The following is a 19,271-nucleotide window of genomic DNA, read 5'->3' as shown; positions in this document are numbered from 1 at the left end:
GTCCAGCCCTCGGGAGGGGTGTTTATTCAAAGCCCCTCGCCAAGATACAGGCGGTGTACTTCACCGATTCGCTTACTGGCTGAGGTTGGCACCCCAGCGTCCTGGGCAAACTGCGGCCATTGTGCGACGGCTTCGCAGACTTCCTTGATGATCCGCCGTGCGTCCATGCCACGCACTTGGCTGGCAACGCTTAACAGATCGTCGAGGGTGAAGTCGTCGCGTTTGCCGTTCACGGTCATCTGGTGGGTATCGACCCAGAAGCTGCCAGGCAGGTAGGAATAGGACACGTCATACGCCGGCGTCAGGTACCAGGTGCCGTCGGTGTCCATCATGAAGGCCGTGTTCTTGGTGTGGTCGTCCTGGTTGCGTGCCACCAGGTTGAAGACCATGCGGCGGTAGAACTGTTCGGCGCCGTCGCGGGAAATCCGCAGTGCGCGCATCACCGCGAAGGCCTCGGCATAGGAGTATTGGCCAGGCTTGCGGAAGTCGGCGTGGTCGAGTGCGCACAAGGTCGCCACGTGGATCTTTTCACCTTCGGTCGTGCGGTCGAAGCGCCGGGTCATGAAATGAGCGCGTCCCCCTTCCTCCAGCAATCGGCACTCGGTCATGGTGATGCCGGCCGCCTTGGCCATCAGGTGGTAGGCGTACTCGATGCGCCCGTAGCCTTGCGAGTCCGCCAGTACGGTCGAGTCCTTGGCCACATCGAACTTGAGCAACCAGTACTCGAAGCCCGGCGGCGCGGTGACCTGGCCCGAACGGATCTCGCCTTCGGCATTCATGGCGATCACCGCCTTGGCCCGGGCACCGCCCGCGCTGGTACCGATCTGGATGAGGTGCTGCAGGGCGCTGTCGTCCAGCGACGGGTCCTTGGCATCCAGGCGCTCGGCGATCGATTCGCGTTCGGACAACACCTCGCTGGCCAGGCGCACCAGGGCATCGATATGGATGCTCTCCCCCTTGTCCCGCTCGGTGGCCATCGCCGGACGATATTCCAGGGCGCCCATGCCGCGCTTGCCCTGGTACAGCAGGCGTTCGACCGGGGTAAACGTTGCCTTGTCACGCCCCTGCTGGGCCAGCCAGGCATCGATCAGCGCGTTGCCGAAATCATCGGGTAGGGAGTCGGCGAGGATCGAGGGCAGGCCCTTGAAGGTTTCGCGGTCCAGCCCCTGGAACACATAGGTGTAGTCCTGGCGCAAGGGCATATGGAGCGGCGAGATCTCAAGGCCGGTCCTGACGAACTCGGGGGTGTATTCGAACTCTCCGATCTGGGTCTGCGTGTTCCAGTTGAGCGCGCCTACATACACATCCCAGAGATAGATCCGTGCAATCACCAGCTGTCATCCTTGTCGGGTTTCGGGCCACCAATGAGCGTGGGCTTGCCGATAGGCGTCCTGATTCCGTGTTCAGGCGCCGGCGGTGTAGCCCGTGTGACGGTCGCCCGCATTCGCTGTTTGCCCTGCATTTTTGCCAGTTGCACGGGGCTGGTCCTGACGTCCTCGATGAGGGAGGCGAGACGATTAAGCTCTCCCAGCACCCTCAGCACGGCAATCACGTTCACCAGGGTGCCTTTGCCTGCCGTGAGCTTGCGGTAGGTCTCCCGGGAAATCCCGGCTTCATGGGCGACGATGTCCTGGCCAATATTACGCTTCAGGCGGATAGCCTCAATGCGTTGGCCGATCTCGTTGGCGATAGCGTCGTCAGTCATTGATATGGCTTTCATAACGCCTGGGATCCTATGCTTAAAACGCCGTTATTGACCTGCATGCCTAGGATTCTAGGCTTTGTATAGTGCACTTGAAAGGAAAATCAGCTACTCGATAAAGACTAGTTTTCTAGGCGTTGAGCGTGCATTTTAGTTTTTTTGCCAAGAATTCTAGGCGTTGTCTGATCCTGGTTTCCGCAGCGGATTTCAGCGATTGCTTTACCACATTTCGTTTCGCGCAGAACGGGCTACCGCATCGAACGTCCTGAAGTGACCAAACCTGCCAGCACCTTCTCCAGTTTCACCACCGCCGCCCTCATCTCAGCGGGCGTCAGTGCCGCAAACCCCATCAGCAAGCCGGCATCGTTCCTCGGCATTGCGTACAAGCTGCCCAGCCCCAACAGATCGATCCCCACCCCGCGTGCTGCCCTGACCACGGCGTCTTCAGACAGGCCCTGCACGAAATGGCAGGGCATCTGCAGCCCGCCGGCGGGCACCTGCGGCACGAGGAACGCCCCCAAGTGCCTGCGCAGCAGATCCGCCAGCACGTCCCGCCGCTCGGCGTAGAGCGCGCGCATGGCCCGCACATGGGCGTTGAAGTGCCCGCCTTCCATGAACCGGGCCAGGGTCAGCTGGACGATGGAGGCGTTATGCCCGTCCTGCAATGTACGGGCGGCGGTCATCGGTGCGACGAGCTGGGGTGGCAGCAGCAGGTAGCCGATGCGCAGCCCGGCGAACAGCGATTTGGTGAAGGTGCCGATGTACAGCGTGCGCTCGTGCGAGTCCAGGCCCTGCACGCAGGCGGTGGGGCGGCCGGCGTAGTGGAACTCGCTGTCGTAGTCGTCCTCGATGATCCAGGCGCGTTGCTGCCGGGCCCATTCGATCGCCAGCAGGCGCCGGTCCAGTGCCAGGGTCGCGCCGGTCGGGTATTGGTGCGAAGGGGTGAGGAACACCGCCCGGGCATCCGGCGCCAGCGGGGCCATGGCGTCCACCTGCAGGCCGTGCGCGTCCACCGGGACCGGCACGCATGCCAGGCCGGCGGCGGTGACGGCCTTGCGGGTGCCCTGGTACAGCGGGTCCTCGACCAGCACCTGGTCGCCGGCGTCCATGAGCACCTGGGCGCACAGGCCAAGGGCCTGCTGCGAGCTGGTGAGGATCAGGATGCGTTCGGCGGATGCCTGGGCCCCGCGCTCGAGGTTGAGGTAGTCGGCGATTGCCCTGCGCAAGGGGGCCATGCCCTGCGGCTCGCTGTGCTCCAGCGCCCGTGTACCGTATTCCTTGTACACCTGCCGCTCCAGCTTCTCCCAGATGGCCAGGGGGAAGTGCCGGGTTTCGGCCACGCCCGGGGCGAAGGGGCGGGGCGACTGGAAGTTGTGGACGCCACCGCTAAGCAACACCGCTTCACCTCGGCGGCTCAACTGCACGGGGGCTTCGGTGTGTGCCGGACGCTGGCGCTTGCGCGACGGCAGGCAGCGGGCCCGTTGCGACACGAAGCTGCCGCTGCCCACGCGCCGCTCGATAAAGCCCTCGGCGTGCAACTGGCTGTAGGCCGACTCCACGGTATCCCGCGAGACGCCCAGGGACTGGGCCAGCGGGCGAGAGGCGGGCAGCGCCTTGCCCACCGGCAGTGCGCCGTCGAGGATCAACTGACGGATCGCCCGCTGGATGCGCACATGCAAGGCCAGCGCGGCGTGTGCGGGGTCGTTGATCCAGGCTTTCACCGATTCCAGCTGCGCGTGTTTGAACATTGGCCTGATTCCCTGGCTGATGGACCTGATTAATGGCTGCCAATGCCGGGGCCGCTTCACGCCCCTTTCGCGGCACAAGGCCGCTCCTACAAGGGACCGCGCCCCCTGTAGGAGCGGCCTTGCGCCGCGAAAGGGCTGCAAAGCAGCCCCGGCAATCCCGAGCCTTACGCCCTTCCAGAACCCTAAAATGGTCTGGATATTCACGACTAATTGGCAGGTAAAAACCAACCATTTATCCGCTATAAAACCCCAGCCCGCAAGCAACCACCAAGGAAGGCAAGCGCTACGGGCAGGCCGGCCCCCTCACTCATCCACACTGCTTTGCCCAAAAAGGGGTTCCACCAATGACCACCACCCAACCACCCGTCTTCATCCGCGAAGTGAAGCAAACCGACCTTCAGCCCTGGCACGACTACTGGTCGCAATACCAGGCCTTCTACCAGGTAGACCTGGGCCCAGCCATCACCGAGCGCACCTGGGCCCGCTTCTTCGACCCGACCGAACCCATGCACTGCGCCGTGGCCACCGACGGCGAACAGCTCTTCGGCTTCGTCCACTATGTGTTCCACCGCTCGACCTGGGGGCGCAACGACTTCTGCTACCTGGAAGACCTGTACGTGTGCCCGAGCGCCCGGGGGCGGATGATCGGCAAGCAACTGATCGAGTACGTTCAGGACCAGGCCCGGCAGCAGCAGTGCGACCGGCTGTACTGGCATACCCAGGAGACCAACCGGACTGCGCAGCGGTTGTATGACTGGATTGCCGAGAAGCCGGGGGTGATTGAGTATCGGATGCCGTTGGATGTTGCTCACTAAGGCCATTGTGCTAAGTCCATTGTGAGCGGATAAGGGCGTGGGAGCGGGCTTGCCCCGCGATCGGGACGGCAAGGTTGTCGTAGTTGCCTGTACTGACGGGCAGACACCGGCGAAACCGGTGCCATCCCCTGCACGGCTCTTTCAGCAATACGTACAGCTCGTTTCAGCCCTTTCCTCGGGCTGAGGCGGGCGTTGACTGCCCACACGCTCCATCCACAATCTTGCGCATCCACCGAGGCATCCTGCAGCGCATCAATCTCTCTGCCTCTCCGGTATCGAGCCTGGATAGAATCGTCTGAACCATCGCGCCCGTCAGTTCGCGTCTGCCGATATAGAAAAGCTCACACAGCGCCAAGCCGGCCTGACTACCCGCACATTGCAACTTATCCGCTGATACATGCCGCAAGTGGACGACCGCATCACCCACCCGTAGATCACGACTGGAGCCACTGGTGTAGTACATCGGCCGCACCTGAACCTGCGTGCTGAGCCTGAACCATCGAACTGCTTCGGCCCCATGCACTTGGATGATCTCGCCACGTGCCTTGGCCATTGCCATCATCACGGTGACAGGCCCCGGTCGCACCTTGCCCACATAGGGGCTGCTCTTTGGGCGCATGTACACACCTCGCGCCACCCGCTCCAAGGCGCTCGCCCGGACAAGGCGGGCCAGGGCCTTGTCCACGGCGGAGCGTGATCCGAACTTCGTGAAGTGTTGAACAGAGAACGGCTTGCCTCGGGCCAGATAACGAATGTAGCTGGCAATCGCCTGCGCTACCGACACGCTTGCCTTCTCATCGACCTGGTTGAAGCCTCAAGCTGGTCAATCCCCCACCCCATGCAACCGCAACGCCCGCTGCGCACATTCCTTCCAGCTCAACTTGCGCCGCTCGGGCACCACCACGGGCAACTCCGCCGCCATCACCACCGGCATATCCCGCATCCGTACCCAAGGCTCACTCTGCCAATACAACAGACTCGCCGTATGCCCACCCGGCCAGCACATCCTGCACAGGCGCGGCAGGTCTTCCAGCGCCGAGTCCTGCCCATCGCGCAGCACCGCCACCACCTCATGGGTCAGCCAGTGCCGCAGGTGGCGGTTTTCCGGAATGTGATGATGGGCCAGCAGGGTATAGGCCCCGGACTCGCTGACCATGGTGGTCTCGCCGTACTGGCCGTAGCGCAGCAGCTGCACGGTGCGGTGCTGGTCCGGGTCGAGCTTGCGGATGCAGTGTTCGTCGAAGAAGCGCCCGGTCATCCGGCCGAGTTCGTGGGCGCAGAACCAGGCTTGGGATTCGAGCCAGAGGGTGTGGAGGGGGCGGTTGTGGCGGGTGAAGAGGGTGGGGGTGTGGTGGTTGTCCATGGCTTGGCCTTCCAGAATCAGGAGAGCCGTTTCTAACGGGAACGGGGTTCCGCTGCGTGAGCGTTCTTAAACGCCTTAAGAAATTATTGAATTGAAAGCACTCACGCAATCATGGATTTGTAACAAATAGTAGAGGCTTGATTACGAATTATAGTTGTAGCTCAATGATTTGGAGTTCATGACTTTTTCAATCCCAGATTCAAGAAGGCCCTTTTTCAATGCGCTATGTATTAGAAGAAAACTTGGTATTTCGAAGAGGTTTTTCTTTCGGACTTTAATTTTTGCACACTCATCTAGTAAATCCTCTCTGGAAAGTGAGAATGGGAAGCTGCCTAAACGGTTGTATCCATGCGCTAGAAGAAGCTTTGATCTAAGCTTTAGCGCTCGGTGTATTACTGATAAAAGCCATCCGTCAAGCTGAGAAAGCTGTTTGTCATCATCTACTAGTGGGTAAAAACTCATTACGCCTTTGAAGTAGATTCGCTTGGAGCGCCCGGAAATAAAGTCCTTGATTTGTTGTTTGCTCAATCCGCCATACATATAGCGACGAATTTCCAGTATTGCCGTTAAGAAACTACGGTCTCTCTCCCTTGTGGGAATTATTTGCCCTGCAAGGGTTTTTTGTTTTAAGGGTTGAATTAGATTTTTGTATAATATGTAGGATATTTGTTTTTTGATTTTTTTTATTGATTTTTCTTTGATTGAAACTCGATCAACAGAGAGTGAGTAGCCAAGGAAGTCTAGGCTTGTTTTTGAAGGCATCTCTGAAGGCATACCTTCCTTTGTAAGAAGTGATATGCCGTCAGATTTTTTTGCATTGATTTTAACGCCTGCAGCCCTAGAGAAATCATTGATCCGAGAAAATGAGTTACAAATTTTTGCGTAGTCAGGCGACCAGACAATCGTGTCGTCTGCATACCGAGAGAACTTAACTCCCTCTTTTTCTAAACCTTGATCAAATGACCAGCATGTTAGATTGGCTAGGAAAAGACTTATGGATGTGCCCTGAGGGACGCCGACTGAGCGCTCTTTCAAGAACGCACTGATTATGTATCGCTCTTCTGGGCTAATATAGAAGCCATTCTCGGAAAATTGGTTCTTTAGGAACTTGTGAGATATAGAACCGAAAAAGTCTGAGAAGTCGAACTCTGCAATAAAGGTCCTCTCGTTTCTTCTTAGATCTACGGCGATATCTTGGATGGCAAAATGAACATTTCTATCGTTTCGGTAGGCGTATGAGAACGAACTGAAACGATGTCTGTTTTTTGATAACAGTCTGTTGAAGAAATGTTTCGAGATTGCCGCGTCAGGAATTTGATATACGGCAACACTTCGCATCGTCCCATCAGGCTTTGGAACCTGTTTTATATGAGGCGGGTTAGGGGTGTAGCTTTTGTTTTCAATTTTTTTTGCGATAGATCTTGCTATGGCTTTATATTTCCCTAGCACATAGAAAGGGTTGAATTTTCTATCGATTTTCCAGTAGTCAGGAGTATGAACTACTTTGGGTCGAGCATTTTGCCCTAGCCGCCTTTTGTTTCTTATTGATTCGATGTGGATTCTGTTGTGATACTCATGGTATCTGCTGATTAACTTCTCAGCTTCTTCGGTAATTATCTTTTCAAGCTGGTCAACTAGAGACATGATTTATTTTCCTAACAAAAAAGCCTGAGCAAGCTCAGGCCTTTCCACGGTGCACTCCCAAGTAAAAGTAAGTTATCACTTGGTTGAGAAGCATTTGAACTCTCCCCCCCCGTCAACCGTGCAGTTCCACGGTTGAAGACCGACTATTGCTAGCAGGTAGAAGGAGTCACCGTTATCCCCAAGGGAGAATATTGAGATTTATAAATTCATCCAGATAGTAGCTATATGCCACCTCTGTTGTCCAGAGAAATTTTATTATTGATCATAGAAAAGACCGCTATTGAGCGGTCTTTCTAATAGCGAAACTATATCAATCCCAGCTCAACGCCCCACCAGTCTGATACTCAATAACCCGAGTCTCAAAGAAGTTCTTCTCCTTCTTCAAGTCCATGATCTCGCTCATCCAAGGGAACGGGTTGGTAGTCCCCGGATACTCTTCCTTCAACCCAATCTGGGTCAGTCGACGGTTGGCAATGAACTTGAGGTAATCCTCCATCATCGCCGCGTTCATGCCCAGCACGCCGCGTGGCATGGTGTCACGGGCGTATTCGATCTCCAGCTGGGTACCCTGCAGAATCATCTGGGTAGCCTCTTCCTTCATCGCGGCATCCCACAGGTGCGGGTTCTCGATCTTGATCTGGTTGATCACGTCGATGCCGAAGTTCAGGTGCATGGACTCGTCGCGCAGGATGTACTGGAACTGCTCGGCGACGCCGGTCATCTTGTTGCGGCGGCCCATGGACAGGATCTGGGTGAAGCCGCAGTAGAAGAAGATGCCTTCCAGGACGCAGTAGTAGGCGATCAGGTTGCGCAGCAGCTCTTTGTCGGTTTCGACGGTGCCGGTGTTGAACTCCGGGTCCGAGATGGCGCGGGTGTACTTCAGGCCCCAGGCTGCCTTTTTGGCGACCGACGGGATCTCGTGGTACATGTTGAAGATCTCGCCTTCATCCATGCCCAGCGACTCGATGCAGTACTGGTAGGCGTGGGTGTGGATCGCCTCTTCGAAGGCCTGGCGCAGGATGTACTGGCGGCACTCGGGGTTGGTGATCAGGCGGTACACGGCCAGGGCCAGGTTGTTGGCCACCAGCGAGTCGGCGGTGGAGAAGAAGCCGAGGTTGCGCATCACGATGCGGCGCTCGTCTTCGGTCAGGCCGTCCATGCTCTTCCACAGGGCGATGTCGGCGGTCATGTTGACCTCTTGCGGCATCCAGTGGTTGGCGCAGCCGTCGAGGTACTTCTGCCAGGCCCAGTCGTACTTGAACGGGACCAGCTGGTTGAGGTCGGCGCGGCAGTTGATCATGCGCTTTTCATCGACCGCGACACGGGCCGAGGAGCCTTCCAGCTCGGCCAGGCCTTCAGCGATGTCCAGGGCGTCCAGCGCAGCCTTGGCGCGCTTGACGGCGTCGGAGTCGGCGGCGGTGGCGGCGCGGGCTTCCAGGGCGGCGGCACCGCCGGCGCTGTCGAGCTTGTCGAGGGTGGTGGCGGCTGCGGCCTGCGCGGGGGTGTTGCCTTTGGCGGCGACTTCACCGTCTTCTTTGTCGAATTCGTCCCAGCTCAGCATGGTCCTGGCTCCTGCTAGAGGGTTGCGCGGGGCAACCGGTTGGATTTTGAAGTGATGCCTGTACGGCGCGACGCCAACGGGCGCTGCGGCAAGCAGTGAGAGCGGGCTCTCGTCACGTTTGAAGGTGTTCGGGTCGGCGCCTGGCCTGCACTCGGGCGAGGGGGCAGGGCACCTGGAAGCTGTACGGCAACGATAAAACCTGCGGTGTGGCCCCGGGGGGCTTGCTTCACGCAGTCGATCATTGGCTCATCCCTTTTTGGGGCCGCGAAGTATACCGGAAATCACTTTGGATCGGGGCGGCGCAGGGGGCGCAGGGCGGTAAATTTTCGACCTGCATTACGTGCTTCCGTTCACTGGATACCGGTGGTTCGTCACGGGGTAAGAGTCTAGCCCTAAATGGGATTAGATCCTATATGTAGTAGGATTTTTTTTGTTTGGCGCTACATATGGTGTTTTGATCTTGGTCAGGGCCTAGGGGGTGTATTGCCTGTAGGGGCCCTGTCGCGGGGCAAGCCCGCTCCCACGTGCCGTTCCCACGCACCGCTCCCGCAGGGGGATGTCGGGGCGCAAAAAAATGCCGCCTCAGCCACCCGTGAGGGCGATTGAGGCGGCATGTTCAGCTCAGCGCTGCGAAGGCCTTATTGGCAGGCTTCGCAATCCGGCTCGTCGATGGCGCAGGCCTTCGGTACCGGGGCAGGGCCCGCGGCCTGGACCGGGGCGCTGTCGCCGCCGCTCGACACGGCGTTGAGCTTGCCGGTGTTGATGGTCGACTTCTCGGTGCTGGTCGCGGCCAGGGCACGGAGGTAGTAGGTGGTCTTCAGACCACGGTACCAGGCCATGCGGTAGGTCACGTCCAGCTTCTTGCCCGAAGCGCCGGCGATGTACAGGTTCAGCGACTGGGCCTGGTCGATCCACTTCTGGCGACGGGAGGCGGCATCGACGATCCACTTGGTCTCGACTTCGAACGCGGTGGCGTACAGGTCCTTGAGCTCTTGCGGGATACGCTCGATCTGCTGCACGGAACCATCGTAGTACTTCAGGTCGTTGATCATGACCGAGTCCCACAGGCCACGGGCCTTGAGGTCGCGGACCAGGTACGGGTTGATCACGGTGAATTCGCCCGACAGGTTCGATTTCACGTACAGGTTCTGGTAGGTCGGCTCGATGGACTGCGACACGCCGGTGATGTTGGCGATGGTCGCGGTCGGCGCGATGGCCATGATGTTCGAGTTACGAATACCTTTCTTGACGCGCTCGCGCACCGGTGCCCAGTCCAGGCTCTCGGTCAGGTCGACGTCGATGTACTTCTGGCCACGGGCCTCGATCAGGATCTGCTGGCTGTCCAGCGGCAGGATGCCCTTGGACCACAGCGAACCCTGGAAGGTCTCGTAGGCGCCGCGCTCGTCGGCCAGGTCGCAGGAAGCCTGGATCGCGTAGTAGCTGACCGCTTCCATCGACTTGTCGGCGAACTCGACGGCAGCGTCCGAGCCGTACGGGATGTGCTGCAGGTACAGCGCGTCCTGGAAGCCCATGATCCCTAAGCCGACAGGGCGGTGCTTGAAGTTCGAGTTACGCGCTTGCGGCACCGAGTAGTAGTTGATGTCGATCACGTTGTCGAGCATGCGCACGGCGGTGTTCACGGTGCGTTGCAGCTTGGCGGTGTCCAGCTTGCCATCGACGATGTGGTTCGGCAGGTTGATCGAGCCCAGGTTGCAGACCGCGATCTCGTCCTTGTTGGTGTTCAGGGTGATCTCGGTGCACAGGTTCGAGCTGTGGACCACGCCCACGTGCTGCTGGGGCGAGCGCAGGTTGCACGGGTCCTTGAAGGTCAGCCATGGGTGGCCGGTTTCGAACAGCATCGACAGCATCTTGCGCCACAGGTCTTTGGCCTGGATGGTCTTGAACACCTTGATCTTGTTGTACTCGGTCAGGGCTTCGTAGTACTCGTAGCGCTCTTCGAAGGCCTTGCCGGTCAGGTCGTGCAGGTCAGGCACTTCCGATGGCGAGAACAGGGTCCACTTGCCGTCATCGAAGACGCGCTTCATGAACAGGTCAGGGATCCAGTTGGCGGTGTTCATGTCGTGGGTACGACGACGGTCATCACCGGTGTTCTTGCGCAGCTCGATGAATTCTTCGATGTCGAGGTGCCAGGTTTCCAGGTAGGCACACACGGCGCCCTTGCGCTTGCCACCCTGGTTCACGGCGACGGCGGTGTCGTTGACCACTTTCAGGAACGGCACGACGCCTTGCGACTTGCCGTTGGTGCCCTTGATGTACGAGCCCAGGGCGCGCACCGGGGTCCAGTCGTTGCCCAGGCCACCAGCGAATTTCGACAGCATGGCGTTGTCGTGGATCGCGTGGTAGATGCCCGACAGGTCGTCCGGCACGGTGGTCAGGTAGCAGCTGGACAGCTGCGGACGCAGGGTGCCGGCGTTGAACAGGGTCGGGGTCGAGGCCATGTAGTCGAAGGACGACAACAGGTTGTAGAACTCGATCGCACGGGCTTCTTTATCTTTCTCTTCCAGCGCCAGGCCCATGGCCACACGCATGAAGAACACCTGCGGCAGCTCGAAGCGCACGCCATCCTTGTGGATGAAGTAGCGGTCGTACAGGGTCTGCAGGCCCAGGTAGGTGAACTGCTGGTCGCGCTCGTGGTTGATCGCCTTGCCCATGCGCTCCAGGTCGTAGCCTTTCAGCGCCGGGTCGAGCAGTTCGAACTCGACGCCTTTCTCGACGTAGGCCGGCAGGGCCTTGGCGTACAGGTCGGCCATCTCGTGGTGAGTGGCGCTGTCGGCCACGCCCAGGAAGCCCAGGCCTTCGGCGCGCAGGGTGTCCATCAGCAGGCGGGCGGTGACGAACGAGTAGTTCGGCTCGCGCTCGACCAGGGTACGGGCGGTCATCACCAGGGCGGTGTTGACGTCCTTCAGGGCCACGCCGTCGTACAGGTTCTTCAGGGTGTCGCGCTGGATCAGGTCGCCATCGACTTCGGCCAGGCCTTCGCAGGCTTCGCTGATGATGGTGTTCAGGCGGGCCATGTCCAGAGGCGCGAGGCTGCCGTCGGCGAGGGTGATGCGGATGCTTGGGTGCGGCTCGACCACGGCGTCGGCGTTGGAGCGGGTAGCGCGCTCTTTGGCACGCTGGTCGCGGTAGATCACGTAGTCGCGGGCGACTTTCTGCTCGCCGGCGCGCATCAGGGCCAGTTCGACCTGGTCCTGGATTTCTTCGATGTGGATGGTGCCACCCGATGGCATGCGACGCTTGAACGTGGCGGTGACCTGCTCGGTCAGGCGCGCGACGGTGTCGTGGATGCGCGACGAGGCGGCGGCGGTGCCGCCTTCAACTGCGAGGAACGCCTTGGTGATGGCCACGGTGATCTTGTCGTCGGTGTAGGGGACGACAGTGCCGTTGCGCTTGATCACGCGCAGTTGGCCAGGCGCGGTGGCTGCCAGATCCTGATTGGAATCGGCGGCCTGCGGCGCTTTGCCCTGCGGGTTCTCGCGAGTTGTGTCGGTTTGCATGGGTGGGTGTCTCCACAGTTTCTAGTTTGTTCAGGCGCCTTGTTGGGGCGCCCACCGTTCCGTCCACTTGCTCGATGGCCCGGGCGGGGAGGCGTCATGCACGCGCATACGCCCGCTCGGGCTTACCGACTTCGGGACAGACTCAGGAATAAGGGGCAATAACCTGCCGCTCCCTGGCCGAAGTCAAAGGTTCTGGGCGTACCCAAAATCTGTTGCTGATGAGTGGCAAGGCATTGCCTGCAACACTCATACCCGAACAAGGCCGTCTGCGGCTTGCCTCGGTCGCCCTCCGCAGGAGCGGTTTGGCTGTTGAAATCACGTTAAGTTCAGTCGGTAAATTCGCTTGAATTTGCCTGGCGACTTGTGTTTGTGATTTTGAGCGAAACCCAACATCTAGTGGTTCGCTGCGATAGGGATACAAGATAATGCGGTCTCGGGGGCTTTGCAAGGTGAGCGCCTGTGGATAACTTGTGGGTACTTTGTGAGTGATCCGTGGGTATTCGCTGTAGCCCTTGTCCCAAGAGGTTTGCACTATTTTTTGTCTGTGCTAGATCGTGTCCCGGGAAGTGGTGTAACTCATCATGGCCTTGACCACTGAGTTTGCCGTTTAGTTGATCACGGCCGACAGCTTGGCCTGTGGATTATCGCTGACTGCCTCGAAGGCCTCCAACTGCATATACCGCCGTTGCAGGCACCACTCGTCGTTCTGCTCCAGCAGCATCGCGCCTACCAGCCGTGTGATTGCAGGGTCGTTGGGAAAGATGCCCACGACGTCGGTGCGACGTTTGATTTCAGCGTTGAGCCGTTCCAGTGGATTGGTGCTGTGCAACTGCTGACGGTGCGCTTTTGGAAACGCCATGTGCGCCAGCACTTCATCCTCGCAGCCGTCCATGAGCGTCGCGATCTTGGGGTACTTTTCGCGCAACTGATCGGCGACCAGGCGCCACTGCTGATGACATTCGGCACGGCTGTCCTGGGCGAAAACCGTGCGCAGAAGCGCTGCCACCATGGTGCGCTGACCCTTGCCGACATGGGCCATGGCGTTACGCATGAAATGCACGCGGCAGCGCTGCCAGGTCGCGTTGAAGACCTTGGAGACAGCCGCCTTGAGCCCCTCGTGGGCATCGGAGATGACCAACTTCACTCCACGTAAGCCACGCCGCATCAGGCTTCGCAGGAAGTCCGTCCAGAACGGCTCGGCTTCTGATGGGCCAACACGCATGCCCAGGACTTCACGGCCACCATCGGTGTTCACGGCCACAGCGATTATTACGGCGACCGAGACGATGCGCCCGGCCTCCCGCACTTTGACGTAGGTGGCATCTATCCAGAGATAGGGCCAGTCGCCTTCAAGCGGTCGGTCAAGGAAGGCGTGAACGCGCTCATCGATCTCACCAGCCAGCCGTGACACTTGGCTTTTGGAGATGCCGGTCATGCCCATGGCCTTGACCAGCTCGTCCACCGAACGCGTTGAAACGCCCTGAATGTAAGCTTCTTGGATCACCGCTGCCATGGCCTTCTCGGCGGTACGTCGAGGCTCGAGAAAGCCAGGAAAGTAGCTGCCCTGGCGCAGCTTCGGGATCTTCAGGTCAACGTCACCGGCGCGGGTTTGCCAGAGGCGATCACGGTAGCCATTGCGGCTGTTTGTCCGGTCTGGGCTTTTGACATCGAAGCCGGCGCCGCACAGGCCTTCGACATCGAACTCCATCATGCGCTGGGCAACGAACTGGATCATTTGCTTGAGCAGATCAGCGTCTGCCCCTTTCTCAACCAACTCGGTCAATGCGATAGTGGGCTTGGTCATCGTGGTTTCTCTGGTGAAGGTTAAGTCCGCAAACTCAACGTTAGCCAAGAACCACGATGACCATCCTCTTTCGCCCGCAGGGCGCCTTCGGCTGGTTCAGTTACACCACTTCCTGGGACACGATCCTGTGCTACGCCGTCGCGCAGATTTTTTCGGGCGCGCACCCTATCACAAAAAACGGTTCAGTCGTGGGGCGTTCTGGGTGGTTGGCAGGGGTGGGGGCGGGACGTAGTATCCGGGGCTGATGTTGCGCTTTGGTGAAGGTGGAATTTCGCTGGAATCAAAGGGTTGTACCGGCCTCATCGCGGGGCAAGCCCGCTCCCACGCTGAATATAGAAGCATGCGTGGGATACAGAGTCATGCGTGGGAGCGGGCTTGCCCCGCGATGAGGCCGCTACAGCCAACCGCAAGGCCCGACAAAAACCAGAAGAAGGGTAAGGCCATGGACCAGCCAATCAACCGCATCCTCATCGTCGAGGACGACCAGCGCCTCGCCGAGCTCACTGCCGAGTACCTCCAGGCCAATGGCTTCGAGGTGGCGGTGGAGGGTGATGGCGGCCGTGCCGCGCGGCGCATCATCGACAGCCAGCCGGACCTGGTGATCCTCGACCTGATGCTGCCCGGCGAGGACGGCCTGAGCATCTGCCGCCGGGTGCGTGGCCAGTATGGCGGCCCGATCCTCATGCTCACCGCCCGCAGCGATGAGCTGGACCAGATCCAGGGCCTGGACCTGGGCGCTGACGACTATGTGTGCAAGCCGGTGCGCCCCCGCGTGCTGCTGGCACGCATCAATGCCCTGCTGCGCCGCAGCGAGGCTCCGGAGCGGCGCCAGGAACTGACCTTCGGCCCGCTGCATATAGACAGCCGCCAGCGCGAGGCGCGTCTGGACGGCCAGCTGATCGAGCTGACCGGCGCCGAGTTCGACCTGCTCTGGCTGCTGGCCAGCAACGCCGGGCGGGTGCTGTCCCGCGAGGAGATCTTCACCTCGCTGCGCGGCGTCGGCTACGACGGCCAGGACCGCTCCATCGATGTGCGCATTTCCAAGATCCGCCCCAAGATCGGCGACGACCCGATCACCCCGCGGCTGATCAAGACCCTGCGCAGCAAAGGCTACCTGTTCGTCGGCGAGGCGCCATGAATTCGATCTTCCTGCGCATCTATGGCGGCATGCTCGCAGTGCTGGTACTGGTGGCCGTGCTCGGCGTGCTCAGCCTGCACCTGGTCAACGAGATCCGCGCCGGCCAGCACCGCGAGCGCCTGGCCCAGGGTACCTTCAGCCTGATGGCCGACAACCTGGCGCAGCAGAATGCGGTGGAGCGCACCCGTTCGCTGGTGATCTGGGAGCGCCTGCTCGGCGTGCCGCTGGACCTGCAGCCGCTGTCGGCGTTCAACCTCGACGGTGGGCAGCGGGCGCGGCTGTACCGCGACCTGGTGGTGGTGGAAAAGACCGGCCCGCATGCCGCCCGGGTGTTGCGTCGGGTCGGCCACGAAGACCTGCTGCTGGTGGCCGAGGTCAAGCAGATCAGCGAGCAGTTGGCCCGCGCCACGCTTTATCTATTGGCCGACGAGCTGGTGCGCTACCCGGTGACCGAGCAGCAGGCGCGCCTGGCGCAGCTGCGCCAGAGCAAGGGCTTCGGCTTCGACATTGCCCTGCAGCGCATCGAGCGCGCCGCCCTGGACGACGACCAGCGCCGCCGGGTGGAGGAGGGCGACACGGTGATGGCCCTGGGCCGGGACGGCGATTCGATCCGCGTGTTCGCGGGGCTGTCCGGTTCGCCCTGGGTGCTGGAGATTGGCCCGCTGTACCAGCTCAACCCGTATCCGCCGCAGTTGCTGATCCTGATCGCCTTCCTCGGCCTGTGCCTGATCGGCCTGGTGGTCTACCTGCTGGTGCGTCAGCTGGAGCGGCGCGTGTCGGGCCTGGAGGTGGCGGCCACGCGCATCGCCCAGGGCAGCCTCGACACCCGCGTGCCGGCCGGCGACGCCGATTCGGTGGGGCGCCTGGCCGAGGCCTTCAACGGCATGGCCGAACACCTGCAGCGTTCATTGACCATGCAGCGCGAGCTGGTGCGGGCGGTGTCCCACGAGTTGCGCACGCCGGTGGCGCGCCTGCGCTTCGGCCTGGAGATGATCGAGAGCGCCAGCACCGACGAGGCCAGGGCCAAGCACCTGGCCGGCATGGACGGCGATATCCAGGACCTGGACAAGCTGGTCGACGAGATGCTGACCTACGCTCGTCTGGAGCAGGGCGCGCCGGCCCTGCATTTCCAGGTGGTGGACCTGGACGAGCTGCTGGCACGGGTGATCGAGGAGCTGGCACCGCTGAGGGCCGATGTGCGGGTGGTGCGTGGGGTGTGCCACGGGCTCGACGGTGGCGACGCCCGGGTCGAGGCCGAGCCGCGCTACCTGCACCGGGCCCTGCAGAACCTGGTGCGTAATGCCATGCGCCATGCCGAATCGGAAGTACGCCTGAGCTACCAGATCGGCCAGCAGCGTTGCCGCATCGATGTAGAGGATGACGGCCCCGGGATTCCCGAAGGCGTGTGGCATCGCATCTTCACCCCGTTCACCCGTCTCGACGACAGCCGCACCCGGGCTTCGGGCGGGCATGGGCTGGGGCTGTCGATCGTGCGGCGGATCATCTACTGGCACGGCGGCCGCGCCCTGGTCGGGCACAGCGAGCAGTTGGGCGGGGCGTGTTTCAGCCTGAGCTGGCCGCGTGAGCAGCCGCGCGACTAGACGCTGATCAAGCTGAGCAGATGGCCGTCCTGCAGGCAGAACTGGCCATCGAGTTCGACGCCGTGGTGCCACTCGGGCGACAGGTCGGTGAGCAGGCGCAGGCGTGCATGGCCGTCGGCGGACCAGGTCAGCAGTTCGGCGTGTTCGAAATAGAAGCGCTGTTTGGTGAGCGGATAGAGGGTCTTGAACAGGCTTTCCTTGAGCGAGAAGGTCAGGGTCACGGCCAGGGCTTGCTGGCTGCGGTCCAGGCGCTCCAGCTCGGCGGGGGTGAGGATTTCCCCGGCCAGGCGTTCGGCGCGCTCTTCGCTGAGCAGGGTTTCCTGGTCCAGCCCCAGGCCACGGCATTGGCCGTCGGCCGCGACCACGGCTGCGGCCCAGCCTTGGCCGTGAGTGATCGAACCGTGGATGCCGGTGGGCCAGATGGGCGAGCGGTCTTCATGAGGGGCGGGAACGTAGCTGCGACCGTCGAGAATCCGCAGCGCCTCGCGAGCGCAGACCCGGCCGGCCAGGTACTCGGCCTGGCGCTTGGCCACCGAGCGTTGCAGGCTGGCGGTCTGCTCGACGCCGGCGCGCTGGAAGTCGTCGGCGGCCAGGCGGGCCGGGTCGAAGGCGCAGCTGACCAGCACCGCGCCGGGGACCGGGCGGGGCAGGGGCCAGTGGTGCTGGAGCGGGGCGCAGCAGGTGGGGAGTCTGTTCATGGCGGGTATTGTGCCAGCCGCGATAGCTGGCGCAAATCACCGAAGCGTCATCGCGGGGCAAGCCCGCTCCCACGAATGGCATTGTTTTCCGGCGTGGGAGCGGGCTTGCCCCGCGATGGGCCCTTCAGTCAAACGCCTTCTTCAAGAACACCTGCATATCCTTCCAGGAGCTCTCATCAGCCGCCTTGTCATACCCGATATCCGGCCCGCCATGCCCCCCATGCCCCAACCGATCCGCATCCGGGTTGGTAAACCCATGCTTGGCCCCCGGAATCCCGACGAACTGGTAGTCGGCCTTGGCCGCATCCATCTCCGCCTTGAACGCCGCCACCTGCTCCGGGGTGACCATGCTGTCGGCCTCACCGTGTTCCACCAGGATCTTCGCCCGGATCACCCCGGGCTTGGCCGGTGTCTGGGTCACCAGCGCGCCATGGAAGCTCACCACGCCATCGAGCTTCTCGCCCCGGCGCGCCGCATCCAGCACCACCTTGCCGCCAAAGCAGTAGCCAATGGCCGCCAGCTGGTGCTTGTTGGTGTTGGGCTGGATCTTCAACAGCTCAAGCCCGGCATCGAAGCGCCGGGCAGCGGCTTTCGGATCCTTCATCGCCGCCGCCATGAACGCCTGGGCGTCGGCCGGGTGCTCGGTGTTCTTGCCGTCGCCATACATGTCGATGGCCAGGGCGTTGTAGCCCAGCGCCGCGAGGTCGCGGGCGCGGCGCTTGGCGTAGTCGTTCAGCCCCCACCATTCATGCACCACCACCACGCCCGGGCGCTTGCCCTCGATAGCGTCGTCGTAGGCGTAGTAGCCGACCAGGCGGTTGCCGTCGGCATCCTGGTAGGGAATCTCGCGGGTCTGCACCGCCGCCTGGACAAGGCTGGCGCTGCACAACAAGGCCAGGGCAAGCAGGGTACGCATGGTCGAGCTCCTTCTTCGGTTCGTTCAGCCAAGGTTCAGGCCGGGTTCAGCAGGGGTTCAGGGCGCCCTCCCTACTCTAGCCCCCAGACAGCAACAACGCATCCAACCCGGAGTAACTGAACCATGAAAACCCTCAACACCCTGATCGCCGCCATGGCAGTTTGCGCAGCCGGCCTCACCAGCGTTGCCCAGGCCGATGACAACTTCGCCAGCCTGACCTACGGCCAGACCAGTGACAAAGTGCGCAAGTCCGGCCTGCTGCAACGCAACACCGACGGCCTGAACGCCGACGGCATCATCGGCAAGGACAGCACCTGGGGCGCTCGCCTGGGCAAGATCAACGACCAGGGCCGCTACTACATCACCTACGACAACGTCTCGGGCGATCACAGCGGCGTCAAGCTGCGCCAGGAGAACCTGCTGGGCAGCTACGACCTGTTCCTGCCGGTGGGCGATACCACCAAGCTGTTCGGCGGCGGCAGCCTGGGCATGACCAAGCTGACCCAGGATTCGCCGGGCGCCCGCCGCGATACCGACTACGGTTACGCCGTCGGCCTGCAGGCCGGTGTGATCCAGGAAGTCACCGACAACACCTCGGTGGAGCTGGGCTACCGTTACCTGCGCAGCAACGCCGCCACCGAGATCGGCGCCCACGGCGGGCCGAAGGACGGAACCCTGCGCCTGACCAGCAGCGCGCAGACCTACCTGGCAGCTACCTACAAGTTCTGAGGTCGCTGTTATCCTGTACCGGCCTCTGCATGAC

The 19,271-nt window shown here is 61.3% G+C and carries 15 protein-coding genes; 4 read left to right on the top strand and 11 right to left on the bottom strand.

Annotated elements, in window-relative coordinates; genetic code table 11:
* Positions 1-26: 26 nt before the first annotated feature.
* From VUG52_RS20785 to pdxR, 3 genes are all read right to left on the bottom strand, one after another.
* Positions 27-1,331 carry a type II toxin-antitoxin system HipA family toxin gene (locus tag VUG52_RS20785; RefSeq protein WP_156329583.1) on the bottom strand — a complete coding sequence of 435 codons (1,305 nt, stop codon included), beginning with the start codon at positions 1,329-1,331 and terminating at the stop codon, positions 27-29.
* On the bottom strand, positions 1,328-1,705 hold the full coding sequence (locus VUG52_RS20780; protein WP_177330826.1) for a helix-turn-helix domain-containing protein: 378 nt from the start codon (positions 1,703-1,705) through the stop codon (positions 1,328-1,330). Before VUG52_RS20780 ends, VUG52_RS20785 begins: the two co-directional genes overlap by 4 nt.
* A 245-nt stretch (positions 1,706-1,950) precedes the next feature.
* On the bottom strand, positions 1,951-3,450 hold the full coding sequence (gene pdxR / locus VUG52_RS20775) for a MocR-like pyridoxine biosynthesis transcription factor PdxR (RefSeq protein WP_331832028.1): 1,500 nt from the start codon (positions 3,448-3,450) through the stop codon (positions 1,951-1,953).
* Between the two features lie 344 nt (positions 3,451-3,794).
* Between pdxR and VUG52_RS20770 the strand changes: the two genes are divergently transcribed.
* Positions 3,795-4,265 carry a GNAT family N-acetyltransferase gene (locus VUG52_RS20770; protein ID WP_050704262.1) on the top strand — a complete coding sequence of 157 codons (471 nt, stop codon included), beginning with the start codon at positions 3,795-3,797 and terminating at the stop codon, positions 4,263-4,265.
* A gap of 163 nt (positions 4,266-4,428) precedes the next feature.
* Here the strand turns inward: VUG52_RS20770 and VUG52_RS20765 are convergent, their stop codons facing one another.
* The 6 genes from VUG52_RS20765 to VUG52_RS20740 form a co-directional block, all read right to left on the bottom strand.
* Positions 4,429-5,049 (bottom strand): DUF6088 family protein, encoded by a 621-nt coding sequence (locus tag VUG52_RS20765; protein WP_050704263.1) that lies wholly within the window; start codon positions 5,047-5,049, stop codon positions 4,429-4,431.
* Positions 5,050-5,088: 39 nt separating this feature from the next.
* Positions 5,089-5,628, bottom strand: coding sequence for a BRO-N domain-containing protein (locus VUG52_RS20760; RefSeq protein ID WP_331832026.1), 540 nt, complete (start codon positions 5,626-5,628; stop codon positions 5,089-5,091).
* Positions 5,629-5,769: 141 nt separating this feature from the next.
* On the bottom strand, positions 5,770-7,272 hold the full coding sequence (locus VUG52_RS20755; protein WP_262974212.1) for a reverse transcriptase domain-containing protein: 1,503 nt from the start codon (positions 7,270-7,272) through the stop codon (positions 5,770-5,772).
* 310 nt (positions 7,273-7,582) lie between these two features.
* A complete protein-coding gene (locus VUG52_RS20750; protein WP_050704266.1) occupies positions 7,583-8,833 on the bottom strand; it encodes a ribonucleotide-diphosphate reductase subunit beta in 1,251 nt (416 codons plus the stop codon).
* Positions 8,834-9,471: 638 nt separating this feature from the next.
* Entirely contained in the window at positions 9,472-12,351 is a 2,880-nt protein-coding gene (locus VUG52_RS20745; RefSeq protein WP_198745030.1) for a ribonucleoside-diphosphate reductase subunit alpha, read from the bottom strand.
* A gap of 607 nt (positions 12,352-12,958) precedes the next feature.
* Entirely contained in the window at positions 12,959-14,155 is a 1,197-nt protein-coding gene (locus VUG52_RS20740) for an IS256 family transposase (protein ID WP_016391483.1), read from the bottom strand.
* A 442-nt stretch (positions 14,156-14,597) separates the two neighbouring features.
* On the opposite strand from VUG52_RS20740, the gene VUG52_RS20735 reads away from it, so the two are divergent.
* Together VUG52_RS20735 and VUG52_RS20730 are read left to right on the top strand one after the other, a co-directional pair.
* Positions 14,598-15,293 carry a response regulator transcription factor gene (locus VUG52_RS20735; protein ID WP_050704268.1) on the top strand — a complete coding sequence of 232 codons (696 nt, stop codon included), beginning with the start codon at positions 14,598-14,600 and terminating at the stop codon, positions 15,291-15,293.
* Positions 15,290-16,894: an ATP-binding protein gene (locus VUG52_RS20730; RefSeq protein ID WP_262974211.1), complete on the top strand. Its 1,605-nt coding sequence runs from the start codon at positions 15,290-15,292 to the stop codon at positions 16,892-16,894. The genes VUG52_RS20735 and VUG52_RS20730 overlap by 4 nt, the downstream gene beginning before the upstream one ends.
* On the opposite strand, the gene VUG52_RS20725 is transcribed toward VUG52_RS20730, so the two are convergent.
* Together VUG52_RS20725 and VUG52_RS20720 are read right to left on the bottom strand one after the other, a co-directional pair.
* A complete protein-coding gene (locus VUG52_RS20725; RefSeq protein WP_262974210.1) occupies positions 16,891-17,592 on the bottom strand; it encodes a 4'-phosphopantetheinyl transferase family protein in 702 nt (233 codons plus the stop codon). The two genes, VUG52_RS20730 and VUG52_RS20725, sit on opposite strands and share 4 nt — an antisense overlap.
* Positions 17,593-17,716: 124 nt before the next feature.
* Positions 17,717-18,508, bottom strand: coding sequence for a dienelactone hydrolase family protein (locus VUG52_RS20720; RefSeq protein ID WP_262974209.1), 792 nt, complete (start codon positions 18,506-18,508; stop codon positions 17,717-17,719).
* Between the two features lie 123 nt (positions 18,509-18,631).
* Between VUG52_RS20720 and VUG52_RS20715 the strand changes: the two genes are divergently transcribed.
* Complete coding sequence (locus VUG52_RS20715; RefSeq protein WP_050704272.1) at positions 18,632-19,237, top strand: outer membrane protein; 606 nt, start codon at positions 18,632-18,634, stop codon at positions 19,235-19,237.
* Positions 19,238-19,271: the final 34 nt, after the last annotated feature.

Origin of the sequence: Pseudomonas sp. LH21, assembly GCF_036549575.1 — a bacterium.
Taxonomy (GTDB): domain Bacteria; phylum Pseudomonadota; class Gammaproteobacteria; order Pseudomonadales; family Pseudomonadaceae; genus Aquipseudomonas; species Aquipseudomonas peradeniyensis.
This window is presented reverse-complemented; position numbering and strand designations above follow the sequence as displayed.